The organism is Micromonospora sp. DT62, from assembly GCF_049847285.1.
GTDB lineage: Bacteria > Actinomycetota > Actinomycetes > Mycobacteriales > Micromonosporaceae > Micromonospora > Micromonospora reichwaldensis.
On the sequence record NZ_JBNCOB010000023.1, the window covers coordinates 77,748 to 98,270 of the forward strand.

The following is a 20,523-nucleotide window of genomic DNA, read 5'->3' on the forward strand; positions in this document are numbered from 1 at the left end:
AGGAGGCGCCTGGGCGGCATCGCCCAAGCGCCTCCTGTCGTCACACGAGTGACTTCGAGGCGGGCAGGTCGCGGTCGGCCTCCGGGTCGAAGAACCGGGTGAGGAAGTCCTGCTGCCAGGCGCGCGGCTCCGGCAGGTCCCACTGGCCGTACTCGTTGAGCAGGCGCTCCGGCTCCGGGCACCGTTGCCGCAGCGCGGTCAGGGCGTCGGCAGGGACGATGTCCGGATAGAGCATCTGCAGGTGCGCGAGCCCGTAGAAGACGGGGCCGGCCACCGCGTACTCGTCCACCCGCTCGAGCAACAGGTCCCACGAGAGGTCCCCGCCGGCACGGCGTACGACTTCGGCGATGTCGACGTACTTGAGCAGCTGCCGGTGCTTGCCGCGGTTCATGAACCTGAGGGTCGTCGAGGTCTTGTAGATGTGGGCGGAGAGGTCGATGACCGCGTCCTCGGGCGACGGCACGAGGAACGAGGCGTCCCCGTACCGGTGGCGGTCGGCGTGCGCCAGGACGGCACCGACCGGAACGTCGTAGCCCTTGCCGGGCAGCGCCAGCGAGACGTTGATGTCGATGCTGACGATCGGCCGGTGGAACTCGCCGAACTTGTTCATCTTGGGCAGGTCACTGCCGTACAGCCGCCAGAAGGCCCGCTCCCGCTTGCTCAGCGGGACGATGTCGACGCGCGTCGGGTTGCCTTCCACATAACCGAGGCCCTCGAGCGCCTTGACCAGGGTGGTCGCCTCCTCCCTGGTGACGAGGACGTCCAGGTCACCCATCGGTCGCGTCCCGGGCTCCTGGTAGACCGCGAAGGCCAGATGGCCGCCCTTGCGCATGAGCACCGTGATTCCCTGGTCCGCCGCGGCGTCGCTGATCGCCCGGACCTCACTGAGCATGAGTTCGTTGGCACGTTGCGTGTCCCGGTAGGCGGAGTACAGGAGCAGCACGACGGGAGAATCGATGCCCGCGACCCTCTCGGTGGTCAACAGGCGCCAGAGATGCCAGCCCACGAGGGGGGCGACGCGGTGCCTGGCGGCCTGCACGGCAAAGTGCCCCCAGTCCAGGCGCGGCGCGTCCTGACTGATGATCGTGCGCACACGAGCCATTTGCGTATCCGTCACCTGCTGCCTGCTGAGCAGGAGCAACAACTCCGATTCGGCTGACAACTCGGCCATTCGGCCTCCTTCTCGACGGTGCCCCGGCATGGCACGGCGCTGACTCGACAGCCGTCCGCAGTGGCCACGAGTTCACTCTGCGTAAAGCTGTCCCCTGGGCGGGCGGCAAAGCTTAACGGTCTCCGGGAAGCGTTTCACCTGCCTGTCGGCCGGACGCGCGCAAGGGCGTCGCTGTCGACGGGGTGCGCTCCGCCCCCGGGTCAGGCGTTGGTGCGGGGCTCGGGCCGACAGGGAGGTTGACCAGCGCTCAACTGCTGCCCGGCGATCGTTCAGCTGATTAGTGGACTCTCGCTCCGATCTTGATCACTATAACCGTCAGCGGCACAATGGCCGCTGGGTTCGGTGGAGACAGCAGGGGGCGTGGATGGAGTTCCATCAACTGGGCCGCAGTGGTTTGCGTGTATCCACGGTCACTCTGGGTACCTTCAACTTCGGCGGCCCGACCGACGAGGCTGCGGCAGAGGAGATCATCCACACGGCTCTCGACGCCGGCGTCAACCTCGTCGACACCGCCAACGCCTACCAGGACGGCCGCAGCGAACAGATCCTCGGCAAGGCCATCCGTCACCGCCGCGACGACGTCCTGATCGCCACCAAGTGCTACAACGAGGTCGGACCGGGACCCAACGACTGGGGCAACTCCGCGTACGCCGTCAAGCGTGAGTGCGAGCGGTCCCTGCGCCGCCTGGGCGTCGACCACATCGACATCTTCCACCTGCACCGGCACGACCTACGGACGCCCGTCGAGGAGACCCTCGGCGCCCTGGCGGACCTCGTGCGGGAGGGGAAGGTCCGCTACATCGGCACGTCCACGATGCCGAGCCCGGAGGAGATGGCCGAGCAGGCCGGCCTCGGCGTGGTGCCGACCTGGCGTCTCGTCGAGATGGCCGTGCTGGCACGCGGCTCGCTCGGCACGCCCGGCCCGATCGCCGAGCAGTCGCCCTACAACCTGCTCGAACGCGAGGTGGAGCGGGACATCCTCCCCATCTGCCGCGAGTACGGCGTCGGCTTCGTCGCCTACAGCCCGCTGGCGATGGGGTACCTCAGCGAACGGTTCCTCGGGGAGCCACCCGCCGACGCCCGCTTCACCGAATGGTGGTCACCACGCGGCACGATCTGGGAGCCGGTGCAGCGTGCCCTGGCCGCGCTGCTGGATCTCGCCGCCGAGCACGGGCAGTCGCTGCCCGAGTTCGCCCACTCGTGGTTGTCCGGCAGCAGTGACGTGACCAGCACCATCATCGGTCCTCGGACCCTCGACCAACTCACGCTCGCGCTCAAGGCGACAGAGACCGCCGTCGACGCACAGGCCCGTCAGGCGGTCGACGCGATCGTCGCCCCCGGCAGCAGCCTGTGGTTCCGGACCATCGAGCAGGGCCATCGCGGCACACGTGACAGCGAGGAATCTTGAGCCAGGGCATGAACGACCTCACCTCCCGCCGACCCGTCGTGCTGCTGACCGACGACGGTCTGCTCTCGGAATTCTGGGCGTTCCTGCGCGAGCGGCTGGAAGAACGCCTGTCCCCGACCTGCGACATCCGCTACGTCGACGTACGCGAAAGCGATCTGGCTGCCGTCGACTGGGCCGACGTCGACGCGGTCGCCCTGTTCGGGGGCGACCTCACCCACGACATGATCGCCGCAGCGACCCGGCTCAAGGTGGTAGCCAGCGAAACCGACACCTGCGGGATCGAGGCCATGGACGCGTTGTGGGACGCGGGCATCCCGTTCGTCGAGGGAACTCCCGGCTGGGGTCAGTCGGTCGCCGAGTGCGGGCTGAGCCTGATCCTGTGCGGGTTGCGTCGCATCCCGCAGTGGCACCACGAGGTCATCACCGGCTTCCGTCCCTGGGACTACCCGTACGTGCAGTTCTGCGACGATCCGCGCTTCGCCAACGGCACCGTGGCGGGCAAGACCGTCGGCATCATCGGGGTCGGCGAGATCGGCGGTCGCATCGCCAGCTGGTGCGCCATGCTCGGCGCGACCGTGCTGGCGTACGACCCGTTCCGCTCCCCGCAGCGCTTCGCCGAGGTCTCGGCGGAGTCGGTGGACCTCGACCGGCTGGTACGGGACTCCGAGATCCTCGTCGTCGCGGCACCGGACACCCCCAGCGTCACCGGTGTGGTCGACCGCGACCACGTCTTCGCCCTGCGGCAGGGCGCGCTCGTCGTGACCATCACCCGAGCCGCCGCGATCGATGCCGCAGCGCTGCGGGAGCGGGTACTCGCCGACGAACTGGCCTGGGCCGCGGACGTGTACGACGTCGAACCGCTGCCGGAGGGCGATCCCTTGATCGGTAGGCACAACGTGGTCCACCTGCCGCACATCGCGGGACGCACCAGGGACGCCAACATCGCGGTCGCCGACATCGTCGCCGACGACATCCTGCGCGTACTGGCGGGAGAACAGCCGCGCCACCCGCTGACGCCCCAGCGACTGCAGGTCCGACTCGGCCGAACGCCGGCCGCCCGGCACGGCAAGGACGGTACCGGTGGGTGACCAGGAGAACGGCTGGACGATCAGCGACACGTTCCCGGCCGCCGGGCTGAGCCCGAGCGAGCTGACCGCCGGCCTCGACCGCGCCTACGCGGAGACGACCGGTTGGGACGATCCCACGGTGACCCGGCTGGGCTTCGCCATGTCGGCCCCGCACGAGGTGGCCCTCTCCGCCTGGACCCGGTTCCTGGCGCTCAACAGCAACAACGTCGGAGTACACACCCCCTTCGGCGCCGGGCGCGCCGGCACCCGGCGGCTCGAACGCGAAGCTCTGCTGGGCCTCGCCGGCCTGCTGCACGCCGACTCGGCCGACGGCTACATCACCTCGGGCGCCACCGAGGCGGTGCTGCAGGGACTGCGGATCGGACGCAATGCCGTCCGGGCCGACGCGTCGTCGCGCGTCACCCTCATCACCAGCGAGTTCGCCCACCACTCCGTCACCAAGGCCGCCGAGGTCCTCGGCCTCGACCTGCGCACGATCGCACCCGGCCCGAGCTGGGTCATCGAGCCGGAGCAGCTGGCGCAGGCCGTCGAGGCTGCGGTCGCCGGCGGCGCGACCGGCATCATCGTGGCGCTGACGGCCGGCTACTACAACAGCGGCCTGTGCGACCCGGTCGATCAGCTCGCCGCGCTGCTGCGGCGCCGCGCGGTGCAGCTCGCCGATCAGGTGCGGTTCTTCTGCTACGTCGACGCGGCTCACGGCGGCTTCATCTTCCCGTTCAGCGATCCCGCGCTGGCCTTCGACTTCCGCAACGTCGGCGTGCACGCGATGGCCCTGGACCCGCACAAGTCGGGGCTGCTGCCGTACTCGTGCGGGGTGCTGCTCGTACGCAAGGGCCTGCTGGGACACGTCACCGAGGCGAGTCCGGTCACCGGGATCGTCGACTCGACCCTGACCGGGTCCCGCCCCGGCGCCGCGGCCGCCGCGCTGTGGGCCACCATCTTCGGCCTCGGCCACTCCGGTTTCACCGCGGCGATCCAGGAGTGCCTGCGTCGCCGGGACCTGATCGCCGACGCGATCCGTGCCGCCGACCCGGAGGCGGAGATCCGGCCGGCACCCGCCTCACCTGTCGTCGTGGCCGGCTTCTCCACACCGGACGGGCTGCTGCCAAAGGATTTCACCGAGCGCTACCGGCTCCTCGCGGTCAGCGCGCCCGCACCGCAGGGCGGACGCCGCAGCTACCACCACTTCTACGCCGGACACAGCCTCACCGACGAGCAGATCGCCCGGTTCGCCACCGGGTTGTCCCAGGCGGTCGCGCAGGCCAGGGCGGAACGTGCCAGGCCCGGGCGCGGGAAGGCCGACGCCGGTGTGCCGGAGCAGTTGCGTGACATCGCCGCCGACACCGACTGCTTCCGGCACTACATCGTGCATCCGCCGGGCCGCCGTGATCCGGACGAGCCCGGGTATTCCTTCCACACCTTCCTGCACCGCTCCGCCACCGGCGAACCCCTGCAGGTGCGTGAATGGGGCGAGACCGCGACGGGTCGCCAGGCGCACGTGTACGCCCCGGATCTCGCCGACCCGTTCGGCAACGAGCTGTTCGGCGTGCGGACCGCCGACTACTACGTCGAAGTGCTCGACCGGTCGCAGCAGAAGCTGTCCCTGGTCGGGGGCGTGCACTTCTGCGTCGGCACCGGTGACCCCGGCGAGCGGGTGCTGATGAACCTGGAGAGCACGGGCGAGTTCCGGTCGCTGGAGTACAAGTTCGGCGAGGGCGAGTTCACCGACGAGGTCCAGTGTTTCCGGGACCGCGTCGTGGTGAAGCTCGGTAAGAGCGCGCGTGGCTTCCGGCGGCGCGCCCACAGCGACGAGTACTCGTTCTCCATCGACACGTCGTTCGAGTGCACCGTCGAACTCGCCGACGACGACCGCCCGGCCCGGTTGGACATGCTCCGGGTCAGCGGCGATCCGCTGCTGCCCCGGCGGACACACCTGCTACGGCAGGAGTACCAGCGGTTCCCGAACCGCTTCTTCGACATCGAGTGCACGGTCGTGGTGGGCGCCCGATCGGCGGACGCCTGGCGGTTGTCCGACCTGGTCGCCGCGTCGGCGACGGACGCGCTGGTCGCCCGGTCGGGCCTGGTCGGCCGGTGCGTACCCGACGTGTCCGGGAGCGCCGGCGAGCTTGTCGTGACCACCGCGTCGCTGCCTGCCGGACGGCGTACCCGGATGGCGGTCGACACTGGTGTGGGCCGGCGCATGGCCCGCCTCCTGCCCGTCTTCGACGTCTCCGAACCGGAACGGCTGCGTGTCGACGACGTCGTCGCCGTCGCCGATCACGGCGCCGACCTGATCCGGGCGCACGCGGCGGTACGGAGCACGGACGGCGGAACCGAGACGGTCCTGGCCACCGCGATCGGGGTCGCGGCATGACCACTTCCTTCATCGGCGCCAACCAGAACGCCGACGACCTCGCCGTGGCCGCGATGGACCCGCTCCGCGCCGACGACGTCCTCGCCGAACTGCCCGCCGCCAACGAGCGCGCCGACACGGCGTGGATGGTCGACGCGCTGGCCGATCTCAGCGCCGACTTCGATACGACTGACGTCCACACGGCCCGGGCCGCCCTGCGTGACCTGGGCTTCCTCGCCGCGTCACTCGTCCGGCACGATCCGGACGCCGACCTGCACGGCATCGAGCTGACACTCCTGCGCCTGGCCGCCGTCGCCGACGAGGTCCCCCGCGACACCGTGTACAGCTACACCACGCGCAACCCGGTCGGCCCCCGCCGCCGCGGCTTCCTGCTCAGCGACGAAGAGCACGTGTTCATCGACTCGGTCGTCGCCGCGACCCAGGCGCTGAACCTGGCCGTCGACGACCTGGCCGCCTGCCGCGACCGCGCCGACCTCGACGAGGACGTGCTCCTCGCCGCACTCGGCCAGGTGCACGACGGGGTCGAGGTCCTGCGGAAGAACCTGCGTACGGTCCAGCGGACGATCACCCCCGACTACTTCTCGCACCGGCTACGGCCCTACTTCCCGTCGATGGACATCGGGGGGCGGTCCTACATGGGTCCCGGCGGCGCCCAGATGCCACTGCTCGTCCTCGACGTGCTGCTGCTCGCGCCGAGGGAACCGGGCCAGCTCGGCGCGTGGCACGACGACTATCTCGTGGAGAACGTGCTCTACCTGCCGCCCATCCACCGGGCGGTGTGCGACGACACGCTCCTGGCGTACCGCAGCGGCAACTCGCCGCTGCTGCGCTGCCTGCTCGAGTCGCCCCGGGTGCGCGCGGAGTACGCCGCGCTGCTCAAGCGCATCCTGCGCTTCCGCTACCCCCACCGCCAGGTGGCCCGGGCCAACATGGCCATCCGGGCCGAAGGCTCGCTGGGCAGCGGCGGGTACACCGTCGAGGCCCTCGACCACCTCATCGAGATCACCACGTCCAAGGCCGCGGCGAACCTGCCGTCGCCCCGACAGCCGAGAGGAAGCGCCGATGACCGCGACCGGTAGTGTGGCGGGCTTCGCCCCCGTACGGGTGGGTTCGGTGCGCGGCGCAGTCCCGTCCGTGCCACCCGCCGCCGCCATCGAGGGCCGGGTGCGCCTGCGCTACCCGAACCGGTTGAACGCGATGGCACTGGACCCGAGCAAGGTGCTGCCCGGCGCCGGCTCCTACCCCGCCGGTGAACTGGTCTTCGTCACGGACCTCTTCACGAGCGTCGAGGTCCAGGCCACGGCGTCCGGCGACGGTGTCGAGATCACCGCCGACAGTGCCCGGCCGGTCCTGGGGCGCCACGCCGCGCTGCTGATGCGCCAGGTCCTGGGCCTCACCGGCGGAATGCGGATCACGATCCGCTCGCACCCGCTGCCTCCGCACGTCGGTCTCGGCAGCAGCAGCGCCGTCCTCGCGGCCGTGGCGGCGGCGATCAACGAACTGTGCGGTCGGCCGCTGGACCACCGGACACTGATGCGGCTGCTGGTCGAGAACCACGGCGAGGAGATCGACGGCAGCGACGACGAGATCATGCCGGTCCAGTGCATCGGCGGCTCAGCCGCCGCCGGTCTGGTACCCGGCGCGATCCAGGTGGTCTCCGGAAACGCGGTAGCGCTGCTGGCGGCCCCCGCGCCGGCCGGGCACACGATCGTGCTCGCCGTACCACCGGACCTGCGCAGCTGGGACGCCTCGGAGAGCCTTCGCGCCGAGGCGGAGAACTTCGACGGGTTCCTGGAGACCGGCCGTCGGTACGCGCCGGAGATCGCCTACCGGTTGCTGCACGAGTGCTGGCCCGACCTGGTCACCGGCACTCCGCGCACCCTCGGGCAACTCGTCTTCGACTACCGGTTCGAGATGGGCAGCATCCGCAACTGCGCCTTCTCGCACCCCCGCCTGCTGGAGTACGCGGAGCAGGTGCGGCAGCTGTTCGAGTCGGGACAGGCCGCCGTGCTCAGTCTGTCCTCGGTCGGGCCGCTCTTCTTCGCCCTCACCGAGCAGCCCGACGCCGTCGCGGCCGGCTTCGAAGCCGCGGGCCTCACCACGTTCCGCGCGATGCCGTGGGACCAGGGCTACCTGATCGACGAGTCCACGGTGAAGCGCCATGCGCGCGACGGGTGACTACTGGAACCGGCCGGACGTGGTGACGGCGTTCGCCACGGCGTCGCCGCCGGGATACCTGGCCGACATCGTGCCGCAGGGCGGCCCCGGCGCGGTGGCGCTCGACGTCGGCTGCGGTGGTGGGCGGAACCTGCCGCTGCTGGCCGAACGGGGCTACCGGGTCGTCGGACTCGACCTGCACGCCGAGATGGTGCTGCGCGCACAGGGCGTCGCCCCCGGTGCCGCCTTCTGCCAGGCGGACGTCGCTGCGCTGCCGGTGGCCACCGCGCGGGCCGCGGTCGTGGTGTGTCACGGGGTCCTGCACAACCTGCCCCGGCCGGGACAGGTCTCCGCGGCCATCGGCGAGCTGGGCCGGGTCGTCGCCACCACCGGTGTGGTGTCGCTGAACCTGTTCAGCGCGGCGCACCTGGACCACCGGCTCACCCCGCTCGCCGACGACCGCCACCGGCTCCCCAACGGACAGGTGATGACGCTGCTGCCGCCGGAGCGGATCGCCGCGCTCTGCCGTACCGCCGGATTCCAGTTCGTCGACGGCCCGTTCGAATACCTCCACGATGCCGACCCCGGCCAGCGTTCAGTCTGGCGGGCCGTCCTGCGACCGACGGGGACCCGATGATTCAGAGCGAAGCAACCCTCCTCGACACCGATCCGGCCGAACTGGCCGATCCGCACGCGCTGGCGGCACGGCTCGGCGTACGCGCCGGGATCGTCCGGCTGGGCCAGACACGGATCGCGGTGAGCAGCGCCGACCCGCGAGCCATCACCTACCTGCACGACCTGTTCACCCCGGCGAACGACATCTGGGAGCACCTGCCCGACGACTTCTCGCCCTGTTCGCTGACCGCCGTGAACCTCGCCGTCTCCGACGCGTGCTTCGCCCGGCTGGTCGAGCACTACGCGGCGCAGGCGGTCCGGCGACAAGCCGTGCATCTGCACGTGGCCGCGCCCGGGATCCGCTACGAGCTGGCCGACGGGACCTGCGCCGTGGTCTCGGAGCCCGACGAGATCGACGGCACCAACCTCGTCGTGCAGTCCCCGCGCGGCCTGGTGTTCGTCACGACCGCGCGCCCCTACGCCCACCTGGCGCTGGCTCGGCACCTGCGCGAGTTCGGCTACCGGCGGGGCGAGAGCGACGGTTGGGCCGGGCTGCACGCATCCTGCGCGGCCACCCCCGAGGGCAACGTGGTGGTGGTCGGCCGCTCCGGTGCCGGCAAGTCCACCACCGCCCTGGCCCTGGCCGCTGCCTCCGGCTGCGCCTTCGTCGCCAACGACCGGGTCATGGTCCGCGCGGACGGAGAGCAGGTGACGGCCTGCGGCATGCCGGTGCCGATCCGCATCAACGGCGGCACCATGCACGCGCTGGGCCTGAAGGACGCGACCAGCTGGCAGCTGGCCCGCCGGCAGCCGGACTTCGTCACCAGCGACTGGCAGAGCTTCTGCGGAGACTCCAAGCTGAACCTGCTGCCCGTCGAGTGGCGTGCGCGCACCGGCACCCCCCTGGTTCCCTCGGTGCCGCTGACCGCCATCGTGCTGCCCCGCGTGACGAAGGACTCCGCAGTGCTCAGCGTGCGTCGGGTCGATCCGGACCAGGCGCGCGAAGTGCTCACCGAACAGCTGATGACTCCGGACGACGACGTGTTCGTCGAGGACTGGCTGCATGCCCGCACCCGCGACCACGACGAGATCGGCGCCCTGGCGGGGCGGACGTTCGAGGCACTCATGCGGTTGCCGATCCTGGTCGCCGAGCTCGGCACCCGCAACACGCTGGTGAATCTGTCCAGCGCCATTCGCGAGGCGCTCGGAACGCTGCGTGCCTGACCTCGCCTTCGCCGCGTTCGACCTGGACGGCACGCTGGTCGACGAGCGCGGTGTGCCGTTTCCTGGCACGATCGAAGGGCTCGCCCGGCTGCGCGACCGCGGTCTGACACTCCTGCTGGTGACAGGACGTTCGACGGTGCTGTTCACGGCACTCGGTCTACCCGAGCGCCTCCTCGAACTGTTCGGGCCCCGCCTGCTGCTCGACAACGGCAACGTCGAGTACGACCGTGCCGCCGCCCGGGCGACATACCGTCGCGCGCTGCCCAGCGAGGTGGTGCCAGCGCTGCTCGCCGCAGGGTTCAGCGAGCTGGTCGCGGAGCTGGATCACCGCTATGTCGCGACGTCCCGGCGGGCGTCCACGTGGTTCGCCATGGCACACCGGCTGCCCCGATCGTCCATCGAGGTCGACCCGCAGCTCGGCGGGAGAGCGCAGGTCGGCTCGGTGCTGGTGCTGGATCGTGTGCCGCTGCCCGAGGGGCTGTTGGGCGGTGCGGTCGAGGCGATCCCGTTCGCCGGCACCGCGGCGAAGCTGCTGCGGCCTGCGGGGACCTGCAAGACCGCCGCTGTGACGGCGTTGCTGGCCGAGCAGGCCGGTGAGGCCGACCTGAAGCGGGTCATCGCGTTCGGCGACGGGCGCAACGACCGGTGCCTGCTGGCGTCTGCGGCGGTCGGGGTCGCGGTGGCCGACAGCCACGCCGACGCCGCTGCACGCGCGACGATGCGGCTGTCGGGCCCGATCGGAGACTTCCTGGCCGCCTTCCACCCGGACACGCTCGTCCGGCGTGACCGGCCCGACGTCGTGGAGGATTGCGCGCACTGACGGTCACCAGCGCCCGAGCAGGACCTCCCGGTCGTCCCGGTTCCGCCAGATCCAGGTGGTGCCGGCCGGCACCTCACCGGTCAGGTAACCGAGGATCGGCTCCCGCTGGTTGTCGCTTTCGAGCTGCCCGATCAGCTTGAGGGCCTCCGGCAGCGGGAAGAACGCCGCCTCGGCGATCTCGTCGTCCTCCGGCAGGGTCTCGCCCTCCCAGTCGTTGATCTCGAACGCGATCGCCAGTGCCGACGGGTACCGCTCGGAGTCGATGTGCATCACGAACGCGGTGGCAACCGGGTCGCCGACCACCAGGCCGGTCTCCTCCTGCATCTCCCGCCGCAGCGCCTCGTGGAAGACCTCGCCGTCCTGGACGCCGCCGCCGGGGAGCGACCAGAGCATCTCGCCGTTCGCGCCGAGGCTCTCCCGCACGAGCAGGATCTCGTCGCCTCGCCGGACGATGCCGATGACAAGCTGCACGCGAGAAACAGGCGCCCGCGTCGGCGCTTCAGATTCAACAGAGGTCATAAGCAGAGAATCCTACTGGTCCGCCCGGTGGTGACACTCCCCGGGCGTGCACGTTGCCGGCACCGCATCGGGCGGTGACCGGGGGTGATGCCGCTTCAGGGGAGCACTCCACTCCGGCTTGGCGACAGCTCGTGTACGGTCGACCCTGCCGTGCATGGTTGCCGACCGAGGAGGTGAGTCCGATCAACGCTGTGACAGGTCGGGACTCCCTGCCCCGCATGGTCTAGGGAGCGCCCGCAAAGGCACCCCCGAAAGGCCCTCGTTCCCGATGCACATCCACGAAGAGTTCTTCACCGTCGGTGGCGTTCCCGCTGTCAGGTGGACCCCGGGCGACGACACCACCGCCCCTCGCCCACTGATCCTCCTCGGCCACGGCGGCGGCCAGCACAAGACCGCCCCCGGCATCCTGCACCGCGCCCACCGCTTCGTGACCAGCGGATTCACGGCCGTCTGCGTGGACGTTCCGAACCACGGCGACCGGCCGACCGACGACCGTTACCAGCACATCGCCACCGAGATCCAAGCCCGCGTCGACTCCGGCGACGAATTGGCCCCGCTGCTCGCCGAATTCCAGGCCCTGGTCGCCGAGCAGACCGTACCGGAGTGGCAGGCCGTCCTGGATCACCTCGGGTCGGAACCCGTCGGCTACTGGGGAGTGTCACTGGGATGCGGGCTCGGCGTGCCGTTCGTGGCCGCTGAGCCCCGGGTCCGCGCGGCGGTGCTGGGCCTGGGCGGCGCCGCGGCCCCGACTTCCACCGCAGCCGCCGCACAGATCACCGTGCCGGTCGAGTTCCTGGTCCAGTGGGACGACGAGCGGGTGCCCCGCGAGCAGAGCCTGGCCCTGTTCGACGCGTTCGGCTCGGCCGAGAAGACGTTGCACGCCAACCCGGGCCGACACGGCGACCGGCTCCCGGAACATGAACTGGACAGCGCGGTCCGGTTCTTCACCCGCCACCTCATGCCGCGCTGACCGGCATCGCATCCGCCGACGTCCCGCTCGATCGACACCGCGGCAGCAGCCGGTCGAGCGGGGCTTGGTGGCTGACGTCGACGCCGCACCGACTGGCTGACGACGACCTGAGCGGGCACGTCGACGGGTCCGACCGGTCAGAACGGGGCGTCCACCGGGAGTCGACGCACCTGCGTCAGGTAGGGGTCCAGCTCGCCCACCTCGAACCGGCAGGTGCCGATGACGTGCCAGAACTGACCGCCCGGATCACCGTCCAGCTTGTAGCGCCCGTCCGGGCTGACCGCAGCCCAGCCGTCCGGCAGGCCGATCAGGGTGGCGCGCAACTGAGCGTGCTCCGGGTCCACGACGTCCCAGAGCCGGACGGTGCCGTCGTCACCGGCGCTGGCGAGCATGCTGCTGTCCGGGCTGAACGCCACCGACCAGACCCGCCGGGTGTGCGCGGCCAGGGTGCCGTGCAGCCGACCGGTGCCCGGATCCCACAGCCGGATGATCAGGTCGTCCCCGGCGGTGGCGAGCAGCGCGCCGTTCGGGCTGAACGCGCAGGACCAGAGCCGGCCGGTGTGCCCGGTGAGCACCGCGCGTCGTTCGCCGGTGAGCGCGTCCCACACCACGGCGGTACCGTCGTTGCTCGCGCTGGCGAGCAGCGTCCCCTCGCTGTTGAAGCACACCGCGTACACGCGGTCGGTGTGCAGCTCCAACGTGTGGCGACAGGTCGCGGTGGCCGCGTCCCAGAGCCGGACGAGGTGGTCGTCGCAGCCGGTGGCGATGGCCTCGCCGTCCGGGCTGAACGCCACCGCCCGGACCCGGCCCCGGTGCGGCGTGAGGGTGGCGAAGTGCCGGCCGGTACGCCGGTACCACAGTCGGACCGTGTCATCGTCGTTGGCGGTGGCCAGCGCATCGCCGTCCGGGCTGAACGCGGCCGCCCAGACATGGTCGGTGTCCACGTTCAGCTCGCGTTCGTCGACCCCGGTGTCGGTGTTCCACAGGTGTACGCCGCCGTCCCCGCTCGGTGCGGCGACCAGCGGCTCACCCGGGCAGAACACGGCGGAGAGCAGCCGGTCGGCCGGGCTGGCGAACTGCCGGACCAGCCGCCCGGTGCGTGGCTCCCACAGCCGCACCACACCGTCGTTGCCGCAGGCGGCCAGCACCTCGCCGTCGTCACGGAAGGACAGCGAGGTGACCCGCCGCCCGTGCCCACGCAGGGTGTGCTGAAGCTGCCCGGTCCGCGTGTCCCAGAGGCGGGTGGTGCCGTCGTTGCTGCTGGTCGCCACCTGGGCCTGGTCCGGCCGCCACACCACCGGCCAGACCGAGCCGCGGTGCCGGCTCAGCTCGTGCCGGAGCTGGCCGTCGGCGGTGGTCCAGAGCTGGATCGCGCCGTCGCTGGCGGCCGTGGCGAGCATGGTGCCGTCGGCGTTGAACCGGACGCTGTAGATCGCGCCACGCTGCCGGTCCAGCACCCGGACCGAGCGGCCGGTCTCCACCTCCCACAGCCGCAGCGCGCCATGCGTGTCGCCGGTTGCCATCAGCCCACCGTCGGGGTGCACGTCGAGGGCGTAGACGTCGGCCTCGTGGCCGCGCGGCTGGCGCAGCAGCTCCCCGTCGGCGGCCCGGCGGATCCACACCCGGCCGTGCTGTCCGACGGCGACCAGCGACCGACCGTCCGGGGTGTGCACCACCCGGTAGACCACCTCCGGCTCCCGTACCTCGAAGGCGAGGTCGCCCGAGGCGATGTCCCAGCCACGGACCGCGCCGGAACTGTCCACGACCACGACCCGCCGCCCGTCCGGGCTGAACGAGGTGCCCCAGACGGGCGCGGCGTGCCCGGGCCATTCCTGGAGCAGCCGGGCGGTCCGGGTGTCGTAGAGCCGGACCACACCGGCCGCGTCGCCCACCACCAACCGGCCCCGCGCGCCGTCGGTGAGCAGCGGCCACACCCAGCCGGCGAAGACGTCCTCGATCACGTGCCGCACGTCGCCGTGGTCCGCGTCCCACAGCCGTACGCTGAGGTCGGCCGAGCCGGTGACCAGGTGATGCGAGGCGGCGTCGAATCGGACCGCGTACACCCGTCCCCGGTGGCCCTGCAGGGTCCGCACCGGAAGGCCGGTGGTGGTGTCGCAGATCAGCACCCCTCCGTCGTCGCTGCCCACGGCGAGCACCGTGCCGTCGGGGCTGTACGCCGCCGGCAACGGCAGCCGGCCCACCTCGAAGCCGTACGAGACGCCCACGGCGGACGGGGCCAGGCCCGGTGTCACCGGACGGCCCGGGGCGACCACGGCGCCGCGCAGCTCCGGCGCGCGCAGCAGCGCCGGGTGGGCGCTCACGTCGATCAGCGCGGCCCGGTGCCAACTGCTGCCGGCCACCCGCACGTCGCGCAGGTCGGCGCGGAACAGTCGGGCTCCGGCCAGATCGGCCCCGCTCAGGTCGGCTCCGGTGAGGCGAGCCTGGTCCAGGCGGGCGCCGCGTAACCGGGCGTGGGTCAGCCGGGCCCCGGTCAGGTTGGTGGCGACCAGGCGGGTGTCGGTCAGGTCCGCGCCGGTCAGGTCCGCCTCGGCCAGCTCCCGGTGGGACAGGTCCTCACCGCGCAGCACCGCGCCACGGAGGTCGGCCCGGTCCGGCAGCCGCAGCCGGGCGCTGAGCCGCAACGCGTTGGCCCGAACCGTCTCGCCGGCTGCCTCGTCGCCGAGCACGCGGGACGTCCAGGCGGTGCAGCGGGCCGGGTCGGCGAGGTCGCCGAGGAACTCCACGGCCAGCGTCGACAGCGGGCGCGCCGCCAGGGCCGACGGTTCCTCGCCCTGATTGAGCTGTGCGGCGGTCCCGGCGGCGACCAGCCACTCCATCACGGAGGTGTGGATGAAGCCGAACAGGCCGTCGTCGGTGCGGACCAGCAGACTGCCCGCGCCCACGGCGTGCGTCGCCTGCGATCCGGAGAGCTGGGACTCTGCCAGCCCGGCCAACTGCCCGGCGGCCTCGGCCAGCTCGGCCAGGCGCAGGTACGACTCCCCGCTCTCCCAGAGCTGGAAGGCCAACCGGCTCACCGCGCGCCACAGCTCGGGACGGCGCAGGCTGACCGGCACACCCGGCACGCCCTGGGTACGCCGCTCCTCGAAGTCCAGCCAGGCTTCCAGGATCTCCCGGTAGAGCGCGGCCGCGCTGAACGTGCCGCCCGCACCGGCCACGGCGCTCAGCCGTCCCTCGTCGAGGTTGGCGATGAAGCCGAGCATGCGCGGGTTACGAGAGAGACCGAGCAGGTCCCGCACCCCGCCGAGCAGGTTCATCCGCTCCCGGGCCGCCTGCTCGTCCCCGCCGTAGCGGTGCCGCAGGAAGGTCTCGATCTGCCCGGGGGTGAAGTCCTCGACGGCCAGTACCCGCCGGTGCGGCAGCATGCCCACCCGCTCACCGAGGGCGGTGAGCACCTGCGAGTTGGTCTTGAAGTGCTGGGTGCGACTGCTAACGATGATCTTGGCGTTTCCCTCGGCCGCCTGGAGCAGCGTCTCCAGGTGGTCCGCCGCCCGGTCGTAGGTGACCCGGGCCACCAACTCGTCGAAGCCGTCGAAGAGCAGGACGATCCGCCCCTGCCGGAGCATGTAGCGGAACGCCTTCAGGTCGATCACCTGCTCCCCGTGGTTGGCCAGGTGCGCGGCGACCAGCCCGTCGACCGAGTGCGCCTTGTCCAGCGCACGCAGCTCCACCAGGATCGGGATCAGGTCGGGGGCGGCCGTCGGCAACCGGCGGGCCACCTCGCGCAACGCGAACGTCTTGCCCCGGCCGAAGTCGCCGAGCACCAGCACGAACCGGCCGTCCGGCGCGGCGGCGAACTCGAGCAGCTGGTCCACCACGTCCTCGCGGACCTGCTGGTCGGCGCCGACCAGGTGGCGATAGCGCTGCGGCACGTACTGGCCGGGCGGGTAGAGCCGGTCGGCCTGCAACCGGGCGGTCTGCGCGGCGACGTACTCACGCAGATCGAGCAGCCCCTGGAACTCGGTCAGGTGCAGCACCCGCACGCCGCGCCGCTGGGCCTCCTCGGCCAGTCCGCGCGGGACCCGGTCGCCGTCGTAGACCAGCTCGGACGCGATGTCCGGGTCGGTGGCGTGCACCCGCCGGGCGAAGTGGTCGAGGTCCGTGGCGGTCGGGGTGCCGACGTACGCACCGACGCGCTGCTGCCGGACCACCCCGTCGGCGCGGTAGGTGACGAACAGGTGCGGCGGCTCGACCGTGACCCGGCGCACCAGCACCCGGTCGTGGCGCGCCTCGCAGACCTCGGCCAGCCGGTCGAGCAGCCGGTCCAGCGGCGCCACCGGAAGCACGGCCGGCGTGCTGGCCGGCGCGTCCCCGACGGCTCTCTCGGCGGAGGTGGGCTGCCGCGGGTCGGGAATCTGGGCCGGCCCGACAGCACCGAACGTCGCCTCCGCCCGCGGCCAGCGCACGGCCGTCGACTCGCCCACCTCGCGCCGGTCGTCGCGGCCGAGCACCCAGCGGGTCATCCCGTCGGCGGCGAGCCGGAGCACCTGCGCCCGGCCGTCGCGTGACGCGGTGGCCAGCGGCACCACCGGGTCGACCTGGGCACCGGTCGGCACGGCGTCGGAGAGCAGGAGGTTGAGCATCGGCCCGAGCAGGCGGTTGAACGAGCCCCGGTCGCGCAGCGTCACCCCGTCCGGGACCGCGACCTCGTCGGCGTACGGGGTGCGCGGGCCGGGGGCGTGCGCCATCGCGCCCAGCCGCAGCCAGCCGGACTGCTGGTAGTGACGCAGCCGCTGGGCGAACCAGGTGGACTGGGCCTCGCCGAGGAAGCCGTAGCGGTCCTCCTCGCGGTGGGTGACGGCGACGGTGGAGTTCAACCCGGCCACCACCACCCGCAGGTCCGGCACCGGGAACAGGGTCCACGGTTGCTCGCTGTCGAAGAGCCGGTCCTCGAGACCCTGGTAGAGGTCGTCGAAGAGCCGCGCGTAGTGCCGCCACTTCGGCCAGTACGGCGGCTGCGGGTCGACGTCGTCCGCCTCGCAGGTGGCGAAGTACGCCCGACTCGCGGCCATGGTCACGTCGCGCGGGCCGGGCACCACGACCAGGCGGTGCGGCTCCAACCCGAGCAGCACCCGCAGCCCGGTGAGGAAACTCAGCGCGTCGGAGAACTCGCGGGGGCTGCCGGACTCGGTCAGGTTGCCCGCCACCACCAACAGGTCGGGTCGGGGGACCTCGTCGTTCATCAGCAGGGTCAGATCACCCATCAGGTGTTCCTGGAGCTCCCCGGGGGTGACCGGGGCGCCCGGCTCGATCATGCCCCGACCGAACCGCGGTCCGGTCACCTGGAGCACGGTCAGCGCCGTCCGCGAGGTCGGCACCGTCGCCGGGGCGGTGGGGAACGGTGGCGGGTTGATCGGCGTACGGCGGGCCCGGCGCGGCGCGGGCGGGCCGGCGACGGGCGCGGAGAGCACCCCGGCCGGGTCGGCCGGATGGTGCGGGAAGGCGGGTTGCCGGACGGGTTTCGCGCGGCCGTCGAGCGCCTCCCGGATCCGGTCCAGCACCCGGGTACGCGCCTGCACCGGGTCGGTGACCCCCACCAGGTCGACGTACGTGATGGTGGCGAGCAGGCCGTCGATCGGGCAGTCCTCCACCCGGACGGTGACCAGTTTGTTGCCGGTGCCGTCCGGATCGGCACGCAGCGCTGCCTGCCACTCGAGCTTGCCGTACGTGGAGTGCAGGTAGCGTTCGGACAGGACGGCCACCACGACCGCGGCCTCCCGGACCCCCCGGTCCATGAAGTCGATGAAGTTGGTGCCGGCCACGAAGTCCCACGCCTGGAGCATCGTGCGGTAGCCGGCGGCCTCGAACTCCCACGCCAACCACGTCGCCCAGCGCTCGTCGGCGGGCGAGTAGCTGACGAAGAAGTCGATGGGGCGGTCGGACCGGGTCGGTTGCGCGCCTACAGCCACCTCGCCATTATGACCACTCAGGGTCAACCCGTCGCCACCATACGCGGTCGAGTCGGTCGCATCCCGGCGGGCGACGGTGTGCGAGGATCGTGCCTTGTGGACACCACCGGCGAGTCGCCGTCGGCCGCCCCGGACCGATCCTCCTGGGGTCGGCTGCACGTACTGGACTGGATCGCGATCGGCCTGTTCGCAGGCGGCGTCCTCTGCGTCCTGACCGGCCTCCTCCCCCGCGCGGACGCCGAGGCCACCGTACGCCGGATCCTGCCGATCCTGATCTTCCTCGGCGCCGTGGTGGTGCTGGCCGAGCTGACCGCGGTGGCCGGGGTCTTCGACGCGCTCGCCGCCCGGATGGCGATCACCGCGCGAGGCGACTTCCGCGCGCTGTTCTGGCTCTGCGTCGGGTTCGCCTCGGTGACCACGATCGCGCTCAACCTGGACACCACCGCTGTCCTGCTCACCCCGGTGATGATCGCTCTGGCCCGCAAGCTCGGTGTGCCGCCGGTCCCGCTGGCGATGACCACGGTCTGGCTGGCCAACACGGCGAGCCTGCTGCTACCCGTGTCCAACCTGACCAACATCCTGGCCAGCGACCGGATCGGGCTGGCCCCACTGCCGTGGGCGGCCCGGATGTGGTGGCCACAACTGGTCGCCATCGCGATCACCATGCTGCTGCTCTGGTGGTGGTACTGGCGGCCGGCGCGGGCCGGCGCCGACCCGTTCGTGCCACCGCCGCCGCACGTGCCGTCCGACCCCGTGCTCTACCGCACCGCGCTCGTAGCCTGTCTGCTGTTCGTCGCCGGGGTCCTCGCCGAGGTCGAGATCGGAATCGCCGCCGGGGTCGCCGCCGCGATCCTGGTCGCCGGATTCGCGGTGCGCGCCCGGGGCAGCCTGAGACTCCACCTGGTCCCCTGGCGGCTGCTGGTCTTCGTCACCGGGCTGTTCCTGGTGGTGCAGACCATCGGTCGGCACGGACTGGACACCGTGATGGGTGCGTTGATCGGCAACGACCCCGGGGCCGAGGGCGCGCTGCGGGCCGGCGCCGTCGGCGCCCTCTTCGCCAACGTGGTCAACAACCTGCCCGCGTACGTGGCCGGGGAGGCGGTCATCGCCGTGGACCACCACACCCAACTGTTGGCCCTGCTGGTGGGCACCAACGTCGGCCCGCTCGCCACCCCGTGGGCGTCGCTGGCCACGCTGATCTGGTATGAGCGTTGCCGGGCCGCCGGGGTCGCGGTCCCGCTGGGGCGGTTCGTGGCCACCAGCGCCGTCCTCGCCGCACTGGCCACCACCGCCAGCGTCGCCGCCCTGCTGGTCACCCCGTCGGGCTGACCGGCCTCACCAACCGACAGTGGTCAGGCTGATCGGCGTGAGATGGCGGACCTTCGGCTCGATCCACTGTGCCGCGGTCACCAGCTTGACCAGCCGGTCGATCGTCTCCGGCGGGCCGGCGACGAAGCTGCGCCGCTCGGCGGGGCCCCCGTAGCGGTCGTCGAAGCAGCCGCCGTCGAGGGCCCGGACCACCATGCCGGCTTCCGCTGCCAGCAGCATCCCGGCCGGCAGGTCGACCGCCTCCGGACGGTAGCCGACGATGCCGTCGATGTCGCCCCGGGCCAGCATCACCCAGGACAGCAGCGGCGCCCACAGTTGCAGCACCCGCCGCGCGGTGGAGTCGAGGACCACCTTGAGGGCCCGGGCGGTGCTGTCGTCCCGGCGTACCTCGTATCCCTGGGTCCAGGCCAGCACCGGCGCCGGCGGCACTGGCCGGTGCCGCGTGCGCAGCGGCTGCCCGGCCGGGCCGTCGATGTGCACGAAGGCGCCCTGACCACGAACGGCCGACCAGGTGCGGCCGGCGACCGGGTCGTGCACCACCCCGAGCACCGGCGAGCCCCGGTCGCAGAGTGCGATCCCGACCACGTACGCGGGTAGCCCGATCGCCACGTTGTTGGTGCCGTCGAGCGGGTCCACCAGCCACGCCCAGGAGTCGTCGGCGGCGTACTCCCCGCCCTCCTCGGCGATCACGCCGTGCTCCGGCCAGCGGGCCCGGATCCGGCCGACGATCAGCCGCTCGGCGGCCAGGTCCAGGTCGGTGACCAGGTCACCGGACGCGCTCTTGGCCCGAGCGTGCAGCTCGCCCCGGGCGCCCCGGCGCACCAGCCGTCCGGCGGCCTGCGCGGCCTCCACCGCGAACCGGTGTGCCTCACGCAGGTCCGGCCCGGGCCTGCCCGGCTGCACGTCCATGGTTCCTCCACC

General features: G+C 71.9%; 14 protein-coding genes. 10 read left to right on the forward strand and 4 right to left on the reverse strand.

Annotated elements, in window-relative coordinates:
* Positions 1 to 40: 40 nt before the first annotated feature.
* Positions 41 to 1,102, reverse strand: coding sequence for a nucleotidyltransferase family protein (locus ACPXCB_RS25395; protein ID WP_425878074.1), 1,062 nt, complete (start codon positions 1,100 to 1,102; stop codon positions 41 to 43).
* 433 nt (positions 1,103 to 1,535) lie between these two features.
* On the opposite strand from ACPXCB_RS25395, the gene ACPXCB_RS25400 reads away from it, so the two are divergent.
* Genes ACPXCB_RS25400 through ACPXCB_RS25435 form a run of 8 tightly spaced genes read left to right on the forward strand, consistent with a single transcriptional unit; the run spans position 1,536 to position 10,857 of the window.
* Positions 1,536 to 2,579 (forward strand): aldo/keto reductase, encoded by a 1,044-nt coding sequence (locus tag ACPXCB_RS25400; RefSeq protein WP_425878076.1) that lies wholly within the window; start codon positions 1,536 to 1,538, stop codon positions 2,577 to 2,579.
* Positions 2,576 to 3,667 (forward strand): NAD(P)-dependent oxidoreductase, encoded by a 1,092-nt coding sequence (locus tag ACPXCB_RS25405; RefSeq protein WP_425878078.1) that lies wholly within the window; start codon positions 2,576 to 2,578, stop codon positions 3,665 to 3,667. Before ACPXCB_RS25400 ends, ACPXCB_RS25405 begins: the two co-directional genes overlap by 4 nt.
* On the forward strand, positions 3,660 to 6,041 hold the full coding sequence (locus ACPXCB_RS25410) for a pyridoxal phosphate-dependent decarboxylase family protein (protein ID WP_425878079.1): 2,382 nt from the start codon (positions 3,660 to 3,662) through the stop codon (positions 6,039 to 6,041). Before ACPXCB_RS25405 ends, ACPXCB_RS25410 begins: the two co-directional genes overlap by 8 nt.
* Entirely contained in the window at positions 6,038 to 7,120 is a 1,083-nt protein-coding gene (locus ACPXCB_RS25415; protein ID WP_425878081.1) for a monodechloroaminopyrrolnitrin synthase PrnB family protein, read from the forward strand. Before ACPXCB_RS25410 ends, ACPXCB_RS25415 begins: the two co-directional genes overlap by 4 nt.
* Positions 7,104 to 8,219: a hypothetical protein gene (locus ACPXCB_RS25420; protein ID WP_425878082.1), complete on the forward strand. Its 1,116-nt coding sequence runs from the start codon at positions 7,104 to 7,106 to the stop codon at positions 8,217 to 8,219. The genes ACPXCB_RS25415 and ACPXCB_RS25420 overlap by 17 nt, the downstream gene beginning before the upstream one ends.
* Positions 8,203 to 8,835: a class I SAM-dependent methyltransferase gene (locus tag ACPXCB_RS25425; protein WP_425878083.1), complete on the forward strand. Its 633-nt coding sequence runs from the start codon at positions 8,203 to 8,205 to the stop codon at positions 8,833 to 8,835. Before ACPXCB_RS25420 ends, ACPXCB_RS25425 begins: the two co-directional genes overlap by 17 nt.
* Positions 8,832 to 10,037, forward strand: coding sequence for a hypothetical protein (locus ACPXCB_RS25430; RefSeq protein WP_425878085.1), 1,206 nt, complete (start codon positions 8,832 to 8,834; stop codon positions 10,035 to 10,037). The genes ACPXCB_RS25425 and ACPXCB_RS25430 overlap by 4 nt, the downstream gene beginning before the upstream one ends.
* Positions 10,030 to 10,857, forward strand: coding sequence for an HAD hydrolase family protein (locus ACPXCB_RS25435; RefSeq protein WP_425878086.1), 828 nt, complete (start codon positions 10,030 to 10,032; stop codon positions 10,855 to 10,857). The genes ACPXCB_RS25430 and ACPXCB_RS25435 overlap by 8 nt, the downstream gene beginning before the upstream one ends.
* Positions 10,858 to 10,860: 3 nt before the next feature.
* On the opposite strand, the gene ACPXCB_RS25440 is transcribed toward ACPXCB_RS25435, so the two are convergent.
* Positions 10,861 to 11,328, reverse strand: coding sequence for an NUDIX hydrolase (locus ACPXCB_RS25440; RefSeq protein WP_225851927.1), 468 nt, complete (start codon positions 11,326 to 11,328; stop codon positions 10,861 to 10,863).
* A gap of 316 nt (positions 11,329 to 11,644) precedes the next feature.
* On the opposite strand from ACPXCB_RS25440, the gene ACPXCB_RS25445 reads away from it, so the two are divergent.
* Positions 11,645 to 12,346, forward strand: coding sequence for a dienelactone hydrolase family protein (locus ACPXCB_RS25445; RefSeq protein WP_425878088.1), 702 nt, complete (start codon positions 11,645 to 11,647; stop codon positions 12,344 to 12,346).
* 137 nt (positions 12,347 to 12,483) lie between these two features.
* On the opposite strand, the gene ACPXCB_RS25450 is transcribed toward ACPXCB_RS25445, so the two are convergent.
* A complete protein-coding gene (locus tag ACPXCB_RS25450; protein WP_425878090.1) occupies positions 12,484 to 18,273 on the reverse strand; it encodes a TIR domain-containing protein in 5,790 nt (1,929 codons plus the stop codon).
* A 96-nt stretch (positions 18,274 to 18,369) separates the two neighbouring features.
* Between ACPXCB_RS25450 and ACPXCB_RS25455 the strand changes: the two genes are divergently transcribed.
* Positions 18,370 to 19,602: an SLC13 family permease gene (locus ACPXCB_RS25455; RefSeq protein ID WP_425878092.1), complete on the forward strand. Its 1,233-nt coding sequence runs from the start codon at positions 18,370 to 18,372 to the stop codon at positions 19,600 to 19,602.
* Between the two features lie 6 nt (positions 19,603 to 19,608).
* On the opposite strand, the gene ACPXCB_RS25460 is transcribed toward ACPXCB_RS25455, so the two are convergent.
* On the reverse strand, positions 19,609 to 20,511 hold the full coding sequence (locus ACPXCB_RS25460) for an inositol monophosphatase family protein (protein WP_425878094.1): 903 nt from the start codon (positions 20,509 to 20,511) through the stop codon (positions 19,609 to 19,611).
* Positions 20,512 to 20,523 lie beyond the last annotated feature (12 nt).

Coding starts and splice junctions, on each gene's coding strand:
- ACPXCB_RS25400 (WP_425878076.1), top strand. CDS start 1,536: ATGGAGTTCCATCAACTGGGCCGCAGTGGTTTGCGTGTATCCACGGTC.
- ACPXCB_RS25420 (WP_425878082.1), top strand. CDS start 7,104: ATGACCGCGACCGGTAGTGTGGCGGGCTTCGCCCCCGTACGGGTGGGT.
- ACPXCB_RS25445 (WP_425878088.1), top strand. CDS start 11,645: ATGCACATCCACGAAGAGTTCTTCACCGTCGGTGGCGTTCCCGCTGTC.
- ACPXCB_RS25395 (WP_425878074.1), bottom strand. CDS start 1,102: ATGGCTCGTGTGCGCACGATCATCAGTCAGGACGCGCCGCGCCTGGAC.
- ACPXCB_RS25425 (WP_425878083.1), top strand. CDS start 8,203: ATGCGCGCGACGGGTGACTACTGGAACCGGCCGGACGTGGTGACGGCG.
- ACPXCB_RS25460 (WP_425878094.1), bottom strand. CDS start 20,511: ATGGACGTGCAGCCGGGCAGGCCCGGGCCGGACCTGCGTGAGGCACAC.
- ACPXCB_RS25430 (WP_425878085.1), top strand. CDS start 8,832: ATGATTCAGAGCGAAGCAACCCTCCTCGACACCGATCCGGCCGAACTG.
- ACPXCB_RS25415 (WP_425878081.1), top strand. CDS start 6,038: ATGACCACTTCCTTCATCGGCGCCAACCAGAACGCCGACGACCTCGCC.